This window comes from Methylobacterium sp. CM6257, assembly GCF_054611515.1.
The window spans coordinates 769846-786428 of record NZ_CM137735.1 but is presented as its reverse complement, the minus strand read 5'-3'; the positions used below and the strand labels follow the sequence as shown (position 1 = coordinate 786428).

Below are 16583 nucleotides of genomic sequence, written 5' to 3'. Positions count from 1 at the left end.
CCGAACTTGTGTCGGCCGCACTCATTGTAAAACTCAAAACCTACAGATTAAAGACCTGCTATTTTATTACCTCGAACGATCCATGCTCGCCGCTCTATTCCCAAGACATACGGGCACAGCAATTCATAATTGCTTCGGAACTCACCGGTCATCGCGCTACCGGATTGGCCAAATCGAACCACGGCTATTGGCCAAGCCGGACGCCAAGCGCATCGTCTGATACACTGTCCTCCCGGCATGGGCGGAAGCGACCGAGGCTCTGGCCCGCGTTTGGAAGGCGGTGCGCCAGACCAACTCGCTCTTTAGCGTCTTGAAGAACGTCTCGACCATCGCATTATCGTAGCAATTACCATTTCCCGACATCGAGATCACGACGCCATGCCGTCGTAGTTCAGCCTGGTATTCATTTGAACAGTACTGACTGCCACGGTCCAAATGATGGAGCAGGCCCACCGCTGGTCTTCGCATGACCAGCGCACGGCGCAACGCGGTCAGCGCGAGTTCCTTGTGCAGCCGGTCACCGGCCGCCCAGCCGACGACCCGCCGCGCGTAGAGGTCGATCACCACCGCCAGGTACAGCCAGCCCTCCCGCATCCAGATGTATGAGAGGTCAGCAGCCCACTTCTCGTCGGGCGCGGTGGCGGTGAAATCCTGGTCGAGCCGGTTGGGCGCGACCGGGAAGGCGTGGCCGCTGTCCGTCGTGCGCCTGAAGCGCCGGGGCTGACAAGCCTTGAGCCCGTTCTCCCGCATCAGCCGCGCTATGCGCCGCCGCCCCGCCGCCAGACCCTGCTCGCGCAGTTCGTGCGTCAAGCGCGGGCTGCCATACGTCTCGTGTGAGAGCGCAAAAGCCGAGCGGACATGGGCGAGCAGGACCAGGTCCTCACGCTGACGGCGCGACGCGGGCCGGTTCTTCCAGGCGAAGTAGCCGCTCGGGCTCACCTTGAGGACCTTGCACAGACGCTGGACGGGGAACTCTCTCTTCGCCGCATCGATGAGCTGGAACCTCATCGACGTCCCTCGTTGACGAAAAAAGCCGTGGCCCGCTTCAGGATCTCGCGTTCCTGGCGCAGCACCTCGTTCTCGCGCCGCAGGCGCTTGAGCTCGACGGCCATGTCCTCCTGCCGGTCGGCTGGCGGCGCGTCCATCTCGCGATCACGCTGCCCGTCGATCCAGTGGCGTAAGGTCGAGAGCCCGACGCCGAGATCGGCGGCGATCGCGCGGCGCGAACGATCGCTCGTCTGGGCGAGCTGGACCGCCTCAGCACGAAACTCAGGTGTGAACTGCTTCTTGGGTTCTGCCATCGGAGGCCTCCTCCACGGAAAGAGCTCTCCACTTCTCCGAGGCAAGTCCAGCCGGATTCAAGTCACGTCTGGTGGATGATCAGGCCGTCGGCGAAGTACGCGACGCTGGAATTGCGAGCGCCCGATTGCTGCCCGCGGCTGGACGACGCCATCGCCCTCACGGCTCTGTACCGCGCGCTCGCCCGGCACCTCTTCCTGAATCCGGACTGCAACGGCGACCTGAGCCCGGTCGAACGGGCGATCGCGCAGGAGAACAAGCGGCGGGCCCAGCGTTTCGGCGTTCGCGGGACCATCGCGACCATGGACGGCCCTGTCACGGTCGCCGAGGTTCTCGACCAAGTGTTGGAGATGGTCAGGGAGGATGCCGAGGTTCTCGGCTGCGCGCAGGAACTCGCGCGGTGCCGGGTGATCGCCACGGAAGGCACCTCCGCGGATGCGTAACTCACGCTCTTCGCAGACCGGGAGCGAGACGAAGGACGCGAAGCTGCGCTGGCGGCCGTCGCTCAATGGATTGCACGGACGACGGTGGGAAGCTGACGCGGCGCCGCCAGGGCTGGAGTGGTGGGCAGCCATCTCGGCTGCCGAGCGGTCGAGCGCGGCAGGGACACGCGCCGTCTCAGTTCTGCTTGGGAGCGGCAGCGAGCGCGGCGAGGGCACAGGAGGCGATGCGCGCCTGGACCGAGTCGGCACGGCTCGTGAGGATGATCGGCACCTTCGCGCCGAGCACCAGGCCGGCGCAGGCAGCGCCTCCGAGATAGACGAGGGACTTGTACAGGCTGTTGCCGGCGTCGAGGTTCGGCACGACCAAGATGTCGGGCTCGCCGGCCACGAGGGAGACGATCCCCTTCGTGTGGGCCGAGGTGAGCGAGACGGCATTGTCGAAGCCGAGCGGCCCATCGAGGACGGCACCCGAGATCTGGCCGCGGTCGGCCATCTTGCACAAGGCCGCCGCGTCGATGGTCGAGGGCAGAGCCGGGTTCACGGTCTCGACGGCGGCGAGGATCGCGACCTTGGGGGTCGGATTGCCGAGTTCGTGCGCGAGGTCGATCGCATTGCGGATGATGTCGGCCTTCTCCATGAGGCCAGGAGCGATGTTGACCACCGCGTCGGTCAGCATCAGCGGCTTGTGATAGGCGGGACAATCAAACCAGAAGACATGGCTGGTGCGCCGGCCCATCCGAAGAGGGCTGTCCCGTGCGACGACGGCGCCCAGCAGTTCGTCGGTATGGAGCGATCCCTTCATCAGGGCGCCGAGCTCACCGTCCCCGGCCATGGCGACGCCCCGTCGGGCGGCTGACAGCGGATCGCTCGCCTCGACGATCTCCCGACCGCCGAGGTTGAGCCCAGCCTCCGACGCCACCCGGCGGATCAGCGCAGCGGGGCCAACCAGGACCGGATCGATATAGCCGAGATCGGCCGCTTCGAGGGCCGCCGCAAGAGCTCCCGTGTCGCAGGGATAGACCACGCCGACCCGGACTGCCCCGGAGGCCCTTGCACGCTGCGCGAGGTCGTCCATTCGCGGATACGAAGTTGCCACGCGCAGCATGTTCATAGGAGTCTCCCAGGGCTTCAGGTTAGCGTCGCGGCCAGCGCCGACGCGGCGTTGCGCAGGACAGGCAGGCGATCGGGGGCGTTCTCCCGCCAGAGGCGGACCACCGGAGCCTGGAGCGCCAGGGCCGCCACGCAATCGCGGCCATCCCGATCGAGGATCGGCACGGCAATGCAGAACAGGCCGGTCAGGAACTCCTCGTCGTCGAGGGCATAGCCCTGGCGCTTGATCTGCTGCAGTTCGGCCTCAAGGGCGCCGGGTTCCGTGAGCGTGTTCGCGGTGTACCGGTCCAGGGGCAGGCTCGCGAGCAGGCGCTCGCGCCGGCCGCGGGGCATGAGGGCGAGGAAGAGCTTTCCGCTCGCCGAGCAATGGGCCGGCACGCGGGAGCCCTTCTGGAAAGCCACCCGCAGGGGCAACGACGCCTCGACACGGTCGAGGTACATCACCTCGCCGCCCTGAAGGACGGTGAGGTTGCAGGATTCCCCGAGGTCGCGTGCAATCCCCTGAAGGATCTGGTGCCGGCGGATCGAGCCGGGATTGTTCGACAGGATCGCGAAGGCCAGCGACGTAGCGCGCGAGGCGAGTTCATAACGCCGTCCGTCCGGCAGCCGCCGCAGAAGATCCGCCCCCTCCAGCATCGACAGCCACCGATGGAGCGTCGGCTTCGGCAGGTTCGCGACCTCCGTCAACTCCGCAAGCGTCGGGGCATGATCCATGGCGGCGATCGCCTCCAGAAGGCCGAAGGCCTTGAGGGCCGGGGAGGACTCGACGGTGTCGTCCATTTGATTTCCACCTGTATTCCATAAATTAGAACGGCAAAAGCAAAAAAACGAGATTTTTGTTGCAGCGACTCGATTGTGCGTCCATGAATGGCCTGCAAGCGCCCTCCGGGTCGAGACAGGGCCGGGGTGCGTGCGTCGATCAGGAACGGAAGCGGCCGGTCGGCGGGCCAAAGCCTCACACGCGACGGCGTCCGGGCGTCACGGACCAGCCGGCGGATATCCGGAATACGGGAATCGCGGGGACGCGGCTCAGACTAATGCGACTAGATCCCAGGAGGGTGCGCCATGAGGATGTCCACGGAAGAAGCCTTCGTTAAGGTCCTGCAGATGCACGGCATCGAGCATGCCTTCGGCATCATCGGATCGGCCATGATGCCGGTCTCGGACCTCTTCCCCAAGGCCGGCATCTCCTTCTGGGACTGCGCCCACGAGACGAATGCCGGGCTCATCTGCGACGGCTACACCCGCACGACCGGCAAGATGGCGCTGGCCATCGCCCAGAACGGACCCGGGGTCACCGGCTTCGTGACGGCGATGAAGACCGCCTACTGGAATCACACGCCGATGCTGCTGGTGACGCCGCAGGCCGCCAACAAGACGATCGGCCAGGGCGGGTTCCAGGAAGTGGAACAGATGGCCCTGTTCGAGGACATGGTCTGCTACCAGGAGGAGGTTCGTGATCCCTCCCGCGTCGCCGAGGTGCTGAACCGGGTGATCGAGAAGGCGTGGCGTGGCTGCGCCCCGGCGCAGATCAACATCCCGCGGGATTTCTGGACGCAGGTCATCGACATCGAACTGCCGCAGATCGTGCGCCTCGAACGTCCGGCGGGCGGGCGGCAAGCCATCGCGGACGCAGCCGAGCTGCTCTCGGCAGCGAAGTTTCCGGTGATCCTTGCTGGCGCGGGCGTGGTGATCGGCGACGCCGTGCGCGAGACGGCGGCCCTGGCCGAGCGGCTCGATGCACCGGTCTGCTCCGGCTATCAGCACAACGACTCGTTCCCCGGCAGCCATCCGCTCGCCGTCGGTCCGCTGGGCTACAACGGCTCGAAGGCCGCTATGGAGCTGATCGCCAAAGCCGACGTGGTGCTTGCGCTCGGCACGCGCCTCAACCCGTTCTCGACTCTTCCCGGTTACGGCATCGTTTACTGGCCGAAGCAGGCCAAGATCATCCAAGTCGACATCAACCCTGACCGGATCGGGCTGACGAAGCCGATCACCGTCGGCATCTGCGGCGACGCGAGGCAGGTCGCCCGGCAGCTTCTGGAGCAACTCTCGTCGGAGGCCGGCAATGCCGGCCGCGAGGAGCGCAAGGGTCTGATCCACCAGACGAAGTCCGCCTGGGCTCAGACCCTCACGTCCATGGACCACGAGGACGACGATCCGGGCACGACCTGGAACCGGGAAGCGCAGGAGCGGGACAGCGAGCGGATGTCGCCGCGCCAGGCGTGGCGGGCGATCCAGGCCGGCATGCCGCGGGACGCGATCATGTCCACGGACATCGGCAACAACTGCGCCATCGGAAACGCCTATCCGAGCTTCGAGCGTAGCCGGAAGTATCTCGCGCCGGGCATGTTCGGTCCCTGCGGCTACGCCTTCCCGTCGATCATCGGCGCCAAGATCGGCCAGCCGGACACCCCCGTCTTCGGTTTCGCGGGCGATGGAGCCTTCGGCATCTCCATGAACGAGATGACCTCCATCGGCCGGGACGAGTGGCCGGCGATCACCATGGTGATCTTTCGCAATTACCAATGGGGAGCCGAGAAGAGGAATACCGTGCTCTGGTACGACAATAACTTCGTCGGCACTGAGCTCGACCCGAAGCTGAGCTACGCCAAGATCGCCGAAGGCTGCGGCTTCAAGGGCGTACGGGTGGAGACCACCCGCGACCTGACCCAGGCCATCCAGCAGGCCGGTGAGGCGCAGGCCCAGGGCGTCACCACCTTCATCGAGGTGATCCTCAACCAGGAGCTCGGGGAGCCCTTCCGCCGCGACGCGATGAAGAAGCCGGTGCCGATCGCCGGCATCGAGAAGTCGGACATGCGCCCGCAGCGCCCGCCGGTCTGACGATCTCAGGGGCCAGCGTCGCGCGGAGCCTGGCTTCCGCGCGGCGCACGCTCATTGACGGCCAGCCACCCCGACATCGCTTGACGCCCGACGACGTCTGAAGCGGGCGGTGATCGATCAATTGCCCGGGAAGAGAATCGCCTCGTTCTGCTCGTTCCGGGCAATCTGGAGCATGTGCCACTTCAGCCCGGAGACCATCCGCTCCGCCGCGATGCCGCTGCCGCTCGAGAGCGCCGGACGGGGCGCGGCCTGCATGTTGGCGACCATCACGAGGGCGTAGAGCGCGGCGAGGACCGGCAGGATGTCGCGCACGCGTTCGAGATGGTTCATGGCAGCCGCACAGGTCGTCACTTGTCTCACGTGCGCTAGCACCTAGTCTGCTGCACTGCAAAAACAATCGCGTCGCACTGCCGCATCGCCGGGTTGCTTGGGATGCAGGGGACGGCCGTCAGCCCGTGATGTTGCCGATTTCCGAGAGGATATACTGCGCCAGATGCTCGACGGCGGAGGAGACCTCGCCGGACTTGCGCTGCAACACGATCTTCAGGGCTGGCAGATCCGGCATTCCGCTCGCCGCCGCCAGGCGCCGGATTCCCCCATCCACCGCGCAGAGAGGGAAGATCGACACGGCGAGTCCCGCGTGGACCGCTGCCTGGAGCCCGGCGATGCTGTCGCTGACCGCCGTGATCGTCCAACTTCGCCCGGCCTGCCCCAACGCATCGAGGGCGCACTGGCGGTAGAGGCTGCCGGGCGGCAGGAGCGCGAGCGGCAGCGGCGAGCGCGACTCAAGGTCGGAATCGCAGGAGGCGACCCAGACCAGAGGCTCCTCCCGCACGATGACGCCGCCCTCCTGATCCGGCTGCCGGGTCATGAGCGCGAGGTCGATTTCCTCGCGGGTCAGGGCCGTTCGCAACTGGATACTGCGCGAGCAGCGCAGCTCGATCTCCACCTGCGGATAGACGCGGGCGAAGCCGGCCAGCACCGCCGGCAGCAGGAAGGCGGCGTAGAGGTCCGGCACACCGAGGCGGACCCGCCCGGCGATGTCGGGGGCCTCGAATCGGTCGCGGATCTCGTCGTTCAGGGTCAGCAGCTTTCGCGCGTAGGCGAGGAGCATCTCCCCGTCGCGGGTCAGCGCTCCATGGCGCCGTTCGCCGTCGAAGAGCGGCCGGCCGAGCGCCCGCTCCAGCCGATGCATCTGGTGCGTGATCGCCGGCTGGGTGCGCCCGACCTGTTTCCCAGCAAGCGTGATGCTCCCGGTATCGTGAACCGCAACGAAGGTTCGAAGCAGCGGTATTTCGAGATCCGGAATCATATCGATCAATTTCCTGAATGATCGGTATCAAGAGAATATATTTCTCCCATCCGGGCGCAATGGTTAGCGTGCATCCATCGAGCCGTGAGGTACCGGAAGTCGGGCACAGACCTGACGCCCCTCGCGCCGATCACGGTGGAAACGCAGGAAGGACGCCGGGTTCTCGCGACCCGCACGCCGTCGCATGCGGTCGGGTCGAAGGTGCCGAGGCGTCCCCTTTCAGGAGGGCGGAATGCTACGGCTCGCACGCTTCAAGGCGACGGACAGGGTCCTGTTCGTCATCTGCCTGATGTACCTGATCACCTACATCGATCGGGTGAATATTGGCACGGCCGCGCCGGCCATGCAGAAAGACCTGGGCCTGACCAATGTCGAGCTCGGACTCGCCTTCTCGGCCTTCGCCTATCCATACGCCTTCTTCCAGATCGCCGGCGGCTGGCTCGGCGACCGGCTCGGACCGCGCAAGACTCTTCTGATCTGCGGCGCCATCTGGTCGGCAGCGACGGTGATGATCGGCTTCGTGGAAGGGGCGATCTCCCTCGTCGCGGCGCGCTTCCTGCTGGGCATCGGCGAGGGCTCCGCCTTCCCCACGGCCACCCGGGCCCTGGCGAACTGGATGGCCGCCGACCGGCGGGGCTTCGCGCAGGGCATCACCCATGCCGCTGCCCGGCTCGGCAACGCCCTGACCCCGCCGCTGATCGCCCTCCTGATCGTAGCGCTCTCCTGGCGGGACAGCTTCATCATCATCGGCCTGATCAGCTTCGCCTGGGTGGGGCTGTGGTGGTTCTACTTCCGCGACGATCCCCGCGAGCACCGGGGTGTCACGAAGGAGGAACTCGCCGTCCTGCCGCCGACGAAGATCGCGGGCGAGCGCAAGGCGGTGCCGTGGGGCCGACTGCTCCGCCGGATGCTGCCGGTGACGCTCACCGACTTCTGCTACGGCTGGACCCTGTGGCTGTTCCTGAACTGGATCCCCTCGTACTTCCTCCACCAGCACCATCTCGACATCAAGAAATCCGCGATCTTCGCCTCGGGCGTGTTCTTCGCTGGCGTCGTCGGGGACACGGTGGGCGGGATGGTCAGCGACCGGATCCTGCGGCGGACAGGTGACGTGGCCAAGGCCCGGGTCAGCGTCATCGTCGTCGGCTTCCTCGGGGCCTTCGCCTTCATGCTGCCGGTGCTGTTCACCACCGATCTCCTGACGATCACCCTCTGCCTTTCGGGCGCGTTCTTCTTCGCCGAACTCATCGTCGCGCCGATCTGGGCGGTGCCGATGGACATCGCGCCCCAGTATTCGGGCACGGCCTCCGGCTTCATGAACTTCGGCTTCGGCCTCGCGGGCATGATCTCCCCCGTGGTGTTCGGCCTGATCATCGATCTGACCGGCCGGTGGGACCTGCCGTTCATGGCCTCGCTGGGCCTTCTGCTCGCCGGCGCCGGTCTCGCCCTGCGGATGCGGCCGAACGAGCCCTTCGTGGACGCGCCCCAAGACGAGTTCGTCCTCAGCCGTCCCGTCCCGGTCAGGCCCACTGCCTGACCGGATCCGGCCCCCCGGCCGGCCCGCCTCGATCCGAAACGCCCTCGACACCTCTAGGAGCGCGCCATGTCGCCTGCCGCCGTCATGCCTCTCACCCTCCCGGACGACCCGGCCGTCCCGGACCCCGTCACCGCGGTGATGGACAGGGCCCGTGCCGCCCAGCGCCTCTTCGCGGAGGTCGACCAATCCCAAGCCGATGCCGCCGTGCGGGCCCTCGCGTGGTCCCTCTACAAGCCCGAACATGCTCGCGAGATCGCGGAACTCGCAGTGGCCGATACCGGCCTCGGCAACGTGCCGGACAAGATCGTCAAGAAGCAGCGCAAGACGTTCGGAACCCTGCGGGACCTGCTCCGCGGCCGGTCGGTGGGTGTCATCGAGCACGATGTCGCCCGCGGCCTCGTGAAATACGCCAAGCCCATGGGGGTGATCGGGGCGGTGACGCCCTCGACCAATCCCGGCGCCACGCCGGTCAACAAGGCGATGATGGCGATCAAGGGCCGCAACGCCATCGTCATCGCGCCCTCGCCGCTGGGCTACCGCACCACCGCCCGCGTGGTGGAGTTGATGCGGTCGGAGTTGGCGGCGATCGGCCTGCCCGCCGACCTCGTGCAGATCCTGCCCGCCCCGGTCACGAAGGAGTCCACGGACGCCATGATGCGCGCCTGCGACCTCGTCGTGGTCACGGGCTCGCAGGACAATGTCCGCCGGGCCTATTCCAGCGGGACGCCCGCTATCGGCGTCGGCGCCGGCAACGTGCCGGTGATGATCGATGAGACCGCCGACCTCGACGCCGCCGCGGCCCGGATCCGCGACTCGAAGATCTTCGACAACGCCACCTCCTGCTCCTCCGAGAACGCGGTGGTCATCGTGGACGCGGTTTACGATCAGGCCATCGCCGCCCTGGAGCGGGCCGGCGCCTATCTTTGCAAGGGCGAGGAGAAGCAGCGCATCGCCGAGCGGCTCTGGGTCAAGGGCAAGCTCAACCGCGATCTGATCGCCCGGGATGCCGACGTGCTGGCCCGCGCCTTCGAGCTGCCGCGGGCGGCAGAGGGCGCGAAGTTCTTTCTCGTCGAGGAGGAGGGGATCGGGCGCGGTGCGCCGTTCTCCGGCGAGAAGCTCGCGCTCGTGCTCACCGTCTACCGGGCGAAAGATTTCGCGGAGGCCAAGGCGAAGGTCGCCGCGATCCTCGACCACCAGGGTAAGGGCCATTCCTGCGGCATCCACACCACCGACATGGCCCGCGCCCGCGAGCTCGCCGAAGACCTCGACGTGGTCCGGGTGCTGGTGAACTTCGCCCACACCTTCGGCAACGGCGGCGGGTTCAATTCCGGTCTCGGCTTCACCCTGAGCATGGGCTGCGGCTCCTGGCAGAAGAACAGCATCTCCGAGAACCTGAGCTACCGCCACTTCCTCAACATCACTCACCTCGTCACCCCGATCCCCGAGGACCGCCCGAGCGAGCAGGAGCTGTTCGGACCGCACTGGGATCGGATCGGCCACGTCGCCGACCATCTGGAGGACGCGCGATGAACTTCCTCGAACACGTCGCCAAGGCGCGGGTGCTGGCGCCCGCCGGCATTCCGGTCCCGCGGGCGATCCACTGCCTGACTGCGGAGGATGCGGCGGTCGCGGCGGCCGAGCTCGGCCCCTGCATGGTCAAGGCGCAGGTGCCGACCGGCAAGCGCGGCAAGGCCGGCGGCATCCGGGCCGCCATGAATCCTGACCAGGCCCGCACGGTCGCCCAGGCGATCCTCGGCATGACGATCGACGGCCACCGCGTCGAGTCGGTGCTCCTGGAGGAGCGCGCGGCTATCGCGCGGGAATTCTACGCCGCGATCCTCACCGACACGGCGAGCCGCACACCCCTCGTGCTGTTCTCCACCGAGGGCGGCATGGACATCGAGGAGGTCGCCGCCACGCGGCCGGAGGCCCTGCGCCGCCACCGGGTCGACCTCGACCGCGGGTTCGACCGGGAGGCGGCCCGAGCCCTCCTCGGAGGGCTGGACCTCGGCCCGGCGCGGGAGCGGATCGAGGAGATCCTGCCCGCCCTCTACCGGGCCAGCGGCAGCATCGATGCGGAGCTGATCGAGATCAACCCGCTGGCCCTGCTGGAGGACGGGCGCGTCGTTGCCCTCGACTGCAAGCTCACCCTCGACGATTCGGCGGCGTTCCGGAACGCGGACCTCGCCGCCGCCGCCTCGCCGGAGCCGATGACGGAGCTCGAGCGGGAGGGGGCGGCACAGGGGCTGAAGTTCATCCAGCTCGACGGCAATGTCGGCGTGCTGGCGAACGGTGCCGGCCTGACCATGACGACCATGGACGTCATCAGCCATTCTGGCGGCCGCCCGGCCAACTTCCTGGAGATCGGCGGCGAGGCCTACACCAAGTCGGAGGCGGCCCTGCGGCTCGTCCTCGCCAATCCGGGCGTGAAGAGCCTCGTCGTCAACTTCTGCGGCGCGTTCGCCCGCACCGATGTGATGGCCGAGGGCGTCGTGACCGCCTGGAAGCGCCTCGCCCCGGAGGTGCCGGTGTTCTTCTCGATCCACGGGACCGGCGAGGACGAGGCCGTGCGCCTCGTGCGCGAGGGGCTCGGGGTCGAGCCCTACGACCTGATGGAGGATGCGGTGCAGGCCGCGGTGGAGGCAGCCCGATGATCATCTATCGCAAGAATGCCCGCGTCCTCGTCCAGGGCCTGACCGGCAAACAGGGGAGTTTCTGGACCGAGAAGATGATGGCCTGCGGCACGCAGGTGGTGGCCGGCGTCAATCCGAAGCGCGCCGGGGAGCAGCATCTCGGTGTCCCGGTCTACGCCACCGCGCGGGAGGCCATGGACGGCACCCCGTTCGACTGGGCGGTGATGTTCATTCCGCCGGCCGCGGCCAAGGCGGCGGCGGTGGATGCCATCGAGGCGGGGACGAAGACCCTCGTGGTGCTCACCGAGCACATCCCGACCCGGGACGTGCTCGCCATCCACCATGCGGCGCGGGCCCACGGTACGCGGATCGTCGGCCCGAACACGGCCGGGCTCGTCACGCCGGGCGAAGGCTTCGTCGGGATTATGCCGGGGCACAACCCGAACATCTTCCGGCCGGGCGAGATCGGCGTGATCTCCCGCAGTGGGAGCCTCGGGACGCTCGTCTGCCTCAACCTCACGCGGGCGGGGTTAGGCCAGTCGGCCTTCCTCGGCATCGGCGGCGACCCGATGATCGGCACGACGACGCGCGACGCCTTGATGGCGCTCGACCGGGACGAGCGCACCCGCGCCGTGGTCCTCGTCGGCGAGATCGGCGGAGCCATGGAGGAGGCGGCGGCCGAATACGCCGCCGGGATGAGCAAGCCGGTGGTGTCGTTCATCGCCGGACGGGCCTCGCCGCCCGGCAAGAAGATGGGGCATGCCGGCGCCATCGTCTCCGGCGACCGGGGCAGCTACGCCGGCAAGCGGGCGGCCCTGGAGGCGGCGGGCGTCGCCGTCGCGGACACGCCGGGCGAGATCCCGGACTTGGTCCGATATGCCATGGGCCATCCGGCGCGGGCGGCAGCGGGTCTCGCGCTCCACGCGGTGGGGTAAGACCCGCGGGCCCACCTCAATCCCCACTCCCCGCGCGGGGAGTGGGGATGCCAAGCCTCATCCCCGCGCCGCGTCGAACCCCTCGAGAAACGCGGCGAGGTTGCGTGGCAGGGCGGGACACAGGTAGCCGCCCTCCTGCACGATGGCGGTCGGCAGCCCCGCGGCGGCGATCGTCGCGGCGGCTTGGCGGAAGCCGGGCGTCGTCACTTTGAGGGCGCCGATCGGATCGTCCTCGGAGGCGTCGAGGCCCAGCGCCACGACGAGGGCCGACGGCCGGTAGCGGGCGATGGCGGCAAGCCCCTCGCCGATCGCCGCGAGCCAGGACGCGTCGCCGGATCCGTGCGGCAGGGGCAGATTGCGGTTGAACCCCTCCCCCGCCCCGATGCCGGTCTCGTCGGCATAACCCGCAAAATACGGAAAGTAATTCGCCGGGTCGGCATGGACCGAGACTGTGAGCACGTCGGGCCGGGCATAGAAGATGCCCTGCGTGCCGTTGCCGTGGTGGACGTCGATGTCGAGGATCGCGATACGGTCGCCGGTCGTGGCGCGCAGGCGCTCGGCGGCGATGGCGCTGTTGTTGAAGTAGCAGAAGCCCCCGGCCGAGTCGGTATAGGCATGGTGGCCCGGCGGCCGGCACAGACCGTAGGCGCAGCCCCCCGTCAGGGCGGCGTCGGCGGCCGAGATCGCCGCCTGGGCTGAGCCGTAGATCGCCGCCCAGGTCCCTGCCCGGACCGGCGTCGAGGTGTCGGCGGTGTAGAGGCCGATCAGCCCGAGCAGCCCCTCCGGCCGGCGATGCATGTGCGGCCGGGCGAAATGGCCGGTGAGGATCTCGTCCGCGCGGCCGGGCAATTCGCCCCGGCGGTCCCAGGCGTCCCGCAGGAAAGCGACGTAGTCCGCGTCGTGCACGGCGAGGATCGGCTGAAGGCCCGAATCGCCGGAGTCGCGCACCGCGTGCCCCTCGACCCGCACCGCCTCCAGCAGGAGGCGATAGCGCTCCGCCTGCTCGGGATGCCCCACGATCTCTCCGCGCCGGAAGTACCGGTCGGGATCGTGGCGGGGACAGTCGCCATGGTGGAAGACCTGCATCGCATCGCTCCTCGCCGCACGGTTCTGCGGCCTCGGGGTTCAACAGCCGATCCTGTTGCACGGATTTCACCGCGTCCATATTGACACATACGCATTCCTCTCATCAAATAGAACGTAACGTACCGTTTTTCGAGATAGACACTCGGGACGGAGACAATCTTGAGGAAACGCCAGCATCCTGATGACGCGCCCGAGCGCGTCGAATGCGATTACGTCGTGGTTGGCGGGGGCACCGCGGGCTGCGTGCTCGCGAACCGGCTCTCCGCGGATGGGCGCCACCGGGTCGTGCTGCTGGAGGCCGGTCCCCGCGACAGATCTCCCTGGATCCATCTCCCGATCGGCTACGGGAAGACGATGGTTCACAAGACCCTCAATTGGGGTTTCTACACCGAGCCGGAGCCGGCCATGAACGGCCGGCCGATCTATTGGCCCCGCGGCCGGACGCTCGGCGGATCGAGTTCCATCAACGGGCTGATCTTCGTCCGTGGGCAGGCCGAGGATTACGATCACTGGGCCGACCTCGGGAATGACGGGTGGGGCTGGCGCGACGTGCTGCCCTACTTCATCCGCAGCGAGCACAATTCCCGCGGGGCGAGCGCCACCCATGGGGGCGACGGCCCGCTCTGGTGCTCCGACATCCGCCACAAGCACGAGCTGATTGAGCGGATCATCGCCGGGGGGGCGGAAATCGGCGTCCGCCGCACGGACGACTTCAACGGCGGTGATCAGGAGGGCGTCGGCTACTACCAGCTCTTCACCCGCAACGGCCTGCGGTGCAGCACGGCGGTCGCCTATCTGCGCCCGGCAGAGGGACGCCCGAACCTGCGCGTCGAGACCAATGCCCATGCCACAGGCCTGATCCTCGGCGGCAAGCGCGCGGTGGGCGTGCGGGTCCGGCAGCACGGCCGAGCAATGGAGATCCGGGCCGCACGGGAGGTGATCCTCGCCGCGGGCGCCCTGCAGAGCCCGCAGCTCCTGCTGCTCTCCGGGATCGGCCCTTCCGGGGCGATCTGTCCGCACGGCATCCCCGTGCAGCATGAACTGGCCGGCGTCGGCGAGAACCTTCAGGATCACCTGCAGATCCGACTGATCTATCGCCTCACCAAGCCGATCACAACGAACGACGACCTGCGCACCCTTATCGGCAAGGCGCGGATCGGCTTGCGCTGGCTCCTGACGCGCAGCGGGCCGCTGGCGGTGGGGATCAATCAGGGCGGCCTGTTCACCCGCGTCATGCCGGGGCCGGGCACCCCGGACATCCAGTTCCACTTCGCCACCCTCTCGGCCGACATGGCGGGCGGCCAGCCGCATCCCTGGTCCGGCTGCACGTTCTCCGTCTGCCAGCTGCGGCCGGAATCCCGCGGCACCGTCTCTCTGCGCAGCGCCGATCCGTTCGCGGCGCCGGTCATGCGCGCCAACTACCTCGCCACGGAGACCGACCGACGCTGCACCGTCGAGGGCATCAAGTTCGCCCGTCGCCTCGCCGGGACGCAGGCCCTGCACCCGCTCATCCTCTCGGAGGAGAAGCCCGGACCCGGGGTCACGGACGATGCCGGCCTCCTCGACTTCGCCCGCGCCTCTGGCGCCACGATCTTCCACCCCTCCGGCACCTGCAAGATGGGCACCGACCCCCTCGCGGTGGTCGATCCCGCCCTGCGGGTCCACGGCATGGAGGGTCTGCGCGTGGTCGACTGCTCGATCATGCCGACGCTGGTCTCCGGCAATACCAATGCTCCCGTGGTCATGATCGCCGAGAAGGCCTCCGACATGATCCTCGCCGACGCCAAGGCTGCCACACAGCAGCGCAGACCGGCCCGAGGGGCGGCGCCCGCGCCGGTGCCGGCCCATCACGCCTGAGAGGCAAAGGATCGCGAGACTTCGCCCACCGCCCCCTCATCCTGAGGTGAACGTGCGGAACAGGTCGCGAAGAGGCGTCCGGTGGAAGCACCCTTGATGTGAGGATGCCGCCTTAACAGCCGAACAGAAGACGATCGGGAGGAGGTGCAGATGCCGTATCCGGAGCGGGGACCAGCACAATCGGGCAGAGGCGGGATCGGTCAGGTCGTGACCGCCTCCCTCATCGGCGCGACGATCGAGTGGTACGACTTCTTCCTCTACGGAGTGGTGGCCGGCATCGTCTTCAACAAGCTCTATTTTCCCGTGAGCGACCCGCTCGTCTCGACGCTCCTGGCCTACGCGACCTTCGCGGTCGGCTTCGTCGCGCGGCCGCTGGGCGGAGTGATCTTCGGGCATTTCGGCGACCGCATCGGCCGCAAGAGCATGCTCGTGATCACCCTGATGCTGATGGGGGTGGCGACCTTCCTCATCGGCTTGGTGCCGACTTACGCTCAGATCGGCCTGGCGGCGCCGATCCTGCTCCTGCTTCTGCGGGTGGTGCAGGGAATCGGGCTCGGCGGCGAATGGGGCGGCGCCGTGCTGATGGCTTTCGAATACGCGCCGAAGGAGAAGCGCGGGCTCTATGCCAGCATCCCGCAGATCGGCCTGTCGCTCGGGCTCTGCCTCGCCTCGGGCGTGGTCGCACTGTTGTCCTACAGCCTGAGCGAGGAACAATTCCTGGCTTATGGCTGGCGGGTCGCCTTCCTTCTCAGCGTCATCCTTGTGGCGGTTGGCGCCTACATCCGGCTGAACGTGATGGAGACACCCGAATTCGCCAAGGTCAAACAGGCCAACCGAGAGGCTGATATCCCATTCGTGTCGATGATCCGCGGCTATCCGGCCGAGGTCATGGCCGGCATGGGCGCACGCATGGTCGATGGCGTGGTGTTCAACATCTTCGCCGTCTTCGCTATCGGCTACCTGACGCAGACCTTGAAAGTGCCGCGCACGGAAGCGCTCCTCGGCGTGACCGCCGCGGCGGTTGTCATGTGCGCGACGATCCCCTTCTTCGGCTGGCTGTCCGACCGCCTCGGCCGTACGCAGGTCTATGCCTGGGGTTCCGTGATCTCGGGGCTCGCAGCCTTCCCGGCCTTCTGGATCTTCGTCACCTATCCCGACAGCCTTCGCGCGATCTGGTTCGCGATCATCGTGCCGTTCGGAATCCTCTACGCGGCGGTCTACGGCCCGGAGGCGGCGCTGTTCTCGGAACTGTTCCCGGCGCGGGTGCGCTATACAGGAATATCTTTCGTCTATCAGTTCTCGGGAATCTTCGCGAGCGGGTTGACGCCGATCATCGCGACGGCGCTGCTGCAATACTCCGGCGCAAACAATCCGTGGCTCGTCTGCGGATACTGCGCCCTCTCCGGCCTCGTCAGCGCCGCCTCCGCGGTCTGGATCGGCCGGATCCACCACCGGCGCCTGATCGAGGAAGCGCCGGGCCGCCCTGCCGGATATCCGCAGGTCGCCTGACCAAGCGAGATGCCGGAC

Annotated in this window: 14 protein-coding genes; 8 read left to right on the top strand and 6 right to left on the bottom strand. The window is 67.6% G+C overall.

Annotated elements, in window-relative coordinates; all coding sequences use genetic code 11:
* Nucleotides 1-156: 156 nt before the first annotated feature.
* Nucleotides 157-1301 (bottom strand): IS3 family transposase gene (locus tag ACYCO6_RS03725; protein WP_459769408.1). Its coding sequence is split into 2 segments (ribosomal slippage): nucleotides 157-1034 and nucleotides 1034-1301, totalling 1146 coding nucleotides; the frame shifts between segments, so codons are not numbered across the junction.
* 75 nt (nucleotides 1302-1376) lie between these two features.
* Between ACYCO6_RS03725 and ACYCO6_RS03720 the strand changes: the two genes are divergently transcribed.
* Nucleotides 1377-1742 carry a hypothetical protein gene (locus tag ACYCO6_RS03720; RefSeq protein WP_459769406.1) on the top strand — a complete coding sequence of 122 codons (366 nt, stop codon included), beginning with the start codon at nucleotides 1377-1379 and terminating at the stop codon, nucleotides 1740-1742.
* 175 nt (nucleotides 1743-1917) lie between these two features.
* Here ACYCO6_RS03720 and ACYCO6_RS03715 read toward each other — a convergent pair whose 3' ends face one another.
* On the bottom strand, nucleotides 1918-2853 hold the full coding sequence (locus ACYCO6_RS03715) for a bifunctional enoyl-CoA hydratase/phosphate acetyltransferase (protein WP_459769403.1): 936 nt from the start codon (nucleotides 2851-2853) through the stop codon (nucleotides 1918-1920).
* Nucleotides 2854-2870: 17 nt separating this feature from the next.
* A complete protein-coding gene (locus ACYCO6_RS03710) occupies nucleotides 2871-3632 on the bottom strand; it encodes an IclR family transcriptional regulator (RefSeq protein WP_459769400.1) in 762 nt (253 codons plus the stop codon).
* Between the two features lie 285 nt (nucleotides 3633-3917).
* Here ACYCO6_RS03710 and xsc point away from each other — a divergent pair, with 285 nt between their 5' ends.
* The gene (xsc, locus tag ACYCO6_RS03705; RefSeq protein ID WP_459769397.1) at nucleotides 3918-5696 is read left to right on the top strand and encodes a sulfoacetaldehyde acetyltransferase; all 1779 of its coding nucleotides are present in this window, start codon (nucleotides 3918-3920) and stop codon (nucleotides 5694-5696) included.
* 117 nt (nucleotides 5697-5813) lie between these two features.
* On the opposite strand, the gene ACYCO6_RS03700 is transcribed toward xsc, so the two are convergent.
* On the bottom strand, nucleotides 5814-6026 hold the full coding sequence (locus tag ACYCO6_RS03700) for a hypothetical protein (protein WP_459769395.1): 213 nt from the start codon (nucleotides 6024-6026) through the stop codon (nucleotides 5814-5816).
* Between the two features lie 118 nt (nucleotides 6027-6144).
* The gene (locus ACYCO6_RS03695) at nucleotides 6145-7008 is read right to left on the bottom strand and encodes a LysR substrate-binding domain-containing protein (RefSeq protein WP_459769392.1); all 864 of its coding nucleotides are present in this window, start codon (nucleotides 7006-7008) and stop codon (nucleotides 6145-6147) included.
* Nucleotides 7009-7240: 232 nt separating this feature from the next.
* Between ACYCO6_RS03695 and ACYCO6_RS03690 the strand changes: the two genes are divergently transcribed.
* From ACYCO6_RS03690 to sucD, 4 genes are all read left to right on the top strand, one after another.
* On the top strand, nucleotides 7241-8545 hold the full coding sequence (locus tag ACYCO6_RS03690) for an MFS transporter (RefSeq protein ID WP_459769390.1): 1305 nt from the start codon (nucleotides 7241-7243) through the stop codon (nucleotides 8543-8545).
* An 84-nt stretch (nucleotides 8546-8629) separates the two neighbouring features.
* The gene (gene sauS / locus ACYCO6_RS03685) at nucleotides 8630-10075 is read left to right on the top strand and encodes an acylating sulfoacetaldehyde dehydrogenase (protein WP_459773422.1); all 1446 of its coding nucleotides are present in this window, start codon (nucleotides 8630-8632) and stop codon (nucleotides 10073-10075) included.
* Nucleotides 10072-11199 carry a succinate--CoA ligase subunit beta gene (locus tag ACYCO6_RS03680; RefSeq protein WP_459769388.1) on the top strand — a complete coding sequence of 376 codons (1128 nt, stop codon included), beginning with the start codon at nucleotides 10072-10074 and terminating at the stop codon, nucleotides 11197-11199. Before sauS ends, ACYCO6_RS03680 begins: the two co-directional genes overlap by 4 nt.
* Nucleotides 11196-12113, top strand: a complete 918-nt coding sequence (gene sucD, locus ACYCO6_RS03675; RefSeq protein WP_459769385.1) for a succinate--CoA ligase subunit alpha — start codon at nucleotides 11196-11198, stop codon at nucleotides 12111-12113. The genes ACYCO6_RS03680 and sucD overlap by 4 nt, the downstream gene beginning before the upstream one ends.
* A 57-nt stretch (nucleotides 12114-12170) precedes the next feature.
* Here sucD and ACYCO6_RS03670 read toward each other — a convergent pair whose 3' ends face one another.
* The gene (locus ACYCO6_RS03670; protein ID WP_459769383.1) at nucleotides 12171-13199 is read right to left on the bottom strand and encodes a histone deacetylase family protein; all 1029 of its coding nucleotides are present in this window, start codon (nucleotides 13197-13199) and stop codon (nucleotides 12171-12173) included.
* Nucleotides 13200-13358: 159 nt separating this feature from the next.
* On the opposite strand from ACYCO6_RS03670, the gene ACYCO6_RS03665 reads away from it, so the two are divergent.
* Together ACYCO6_RS03665 and ACYCO6_RS03660 are read left to right on the top strand one after the other, a co-directional pair.
* Nucleotides 13359-15056: a GMC family oxidoreductase gene (locus tag ACYCO6_RS03665; protein WP_459769380.1), complete on the top strand. Its 1698-nt coding sequence runs from the start codon at nucleotides 13359-13361 to the stop codon at nucleotides 15054-15056.
* A 150-nt stretch (nucleotides 15057-15206) separates the two neighbouring features.
* Nucleotides 15207-16565, top strand: coding sequence for an MFS transporter (locus ACYCO6_RS03660; RefSeq protein WP_459769379.1), 1359 nt, complete (start codon nucleotides 15207-15209; stop codon nucleotides 16563-16565).
* Nucleotides 16566-16583: the final 18 nt, after the last annotated feature.

Excerpts from the sequence above, each read along its gene's own strand:
- xsc (WP_459769397.1), top strand. The coding sequence starts at position 3,918 with ATGAGGATGTCCACGGAAGAAGCCTTCGTTAAGGTCCTGCAGATGCAC.
- ACYCO6_RS03660 (WP_459769379.1), top strand. The coding sequence starts at position 15,207 with ATGCCGTATCCGGAGCGGGGACCAGCACAATCGGGCAGAGGCGGGATC.
- ACYCO6_RS03720 (WP_459769406.1), top strand. The coding sequence starts at position 1,377 with ATGATCAGGCCGTCGGCGAAGTACGCGACGCTGGAATTGCGAGCGCCC.
- ACYCO6_RS03680 (WP_459769388.1), top strand. The coding sequence starts at position 10,072 with ATGAACTTCCTCGAACACGTCGCCAAGGCGCGGGTGCTGGCGCCCGCC.
- ACYCO6_RS03715 (WP_459769403.1), bottom strand. The coding sequence starts at position 2,853 with ATGAACATGCTGCGCGTGGCAACTTCGTATCCGCGAATGGACGACCTC.
- ACYCO6_RS03700 (WP_459769395.1), bottom strand. The coding sequence starts at position 6,026 with ATGAACCATCTCGAACGCGTGCGCGACATCCTGCCGGTCCTCGCCGCG.
- sucD (WP_459769385.1), top strand. The coding sequence starts at position 11,196 with ATGATCATCTATCGCAAGAATGCCCGCGTCCTCGTCCAGGGCCTGACC.
- sauS (WP_459773422.1), top strand. The coding sequence starts at position 8,630 with ATGCCTCTCACCCTCCCGGACGACCCGGCCGTCCCGGACCCCGTCACC.
- ACYCO6_RS03710 (WP_459769400.1), bottom strand. The coding sequence starts at position 3,632 with ATGGACGACACCGTCGAGTCCTCCCCGGCCCTCAAGGCCTTCGGCCTT.
- ACYCO6_RS03690 (WP_459769390.1), top strand. The coding sequence starts at position 7,241 with ATGCTACGGCTCGCACGCTTCAAGGCGACGGACAGGGTCCTGTTCGTC.
- ACYCO6_RS03695 (WP_459769392.1), bottom strand. The coding sequence starts at position 7,008 with ATGATTCCGGATCTCGAAATACCGCTGCTTCGAACCTTCGTTGCGGTT.
- ACYCO6_RS03670 (WP_459769383.1), bottom strand. The coding sequence starts at position 13,199 with ATGCAGGTCTTCCACCATGGCGACTGTCCCCGCCACGATCCCGACCGG.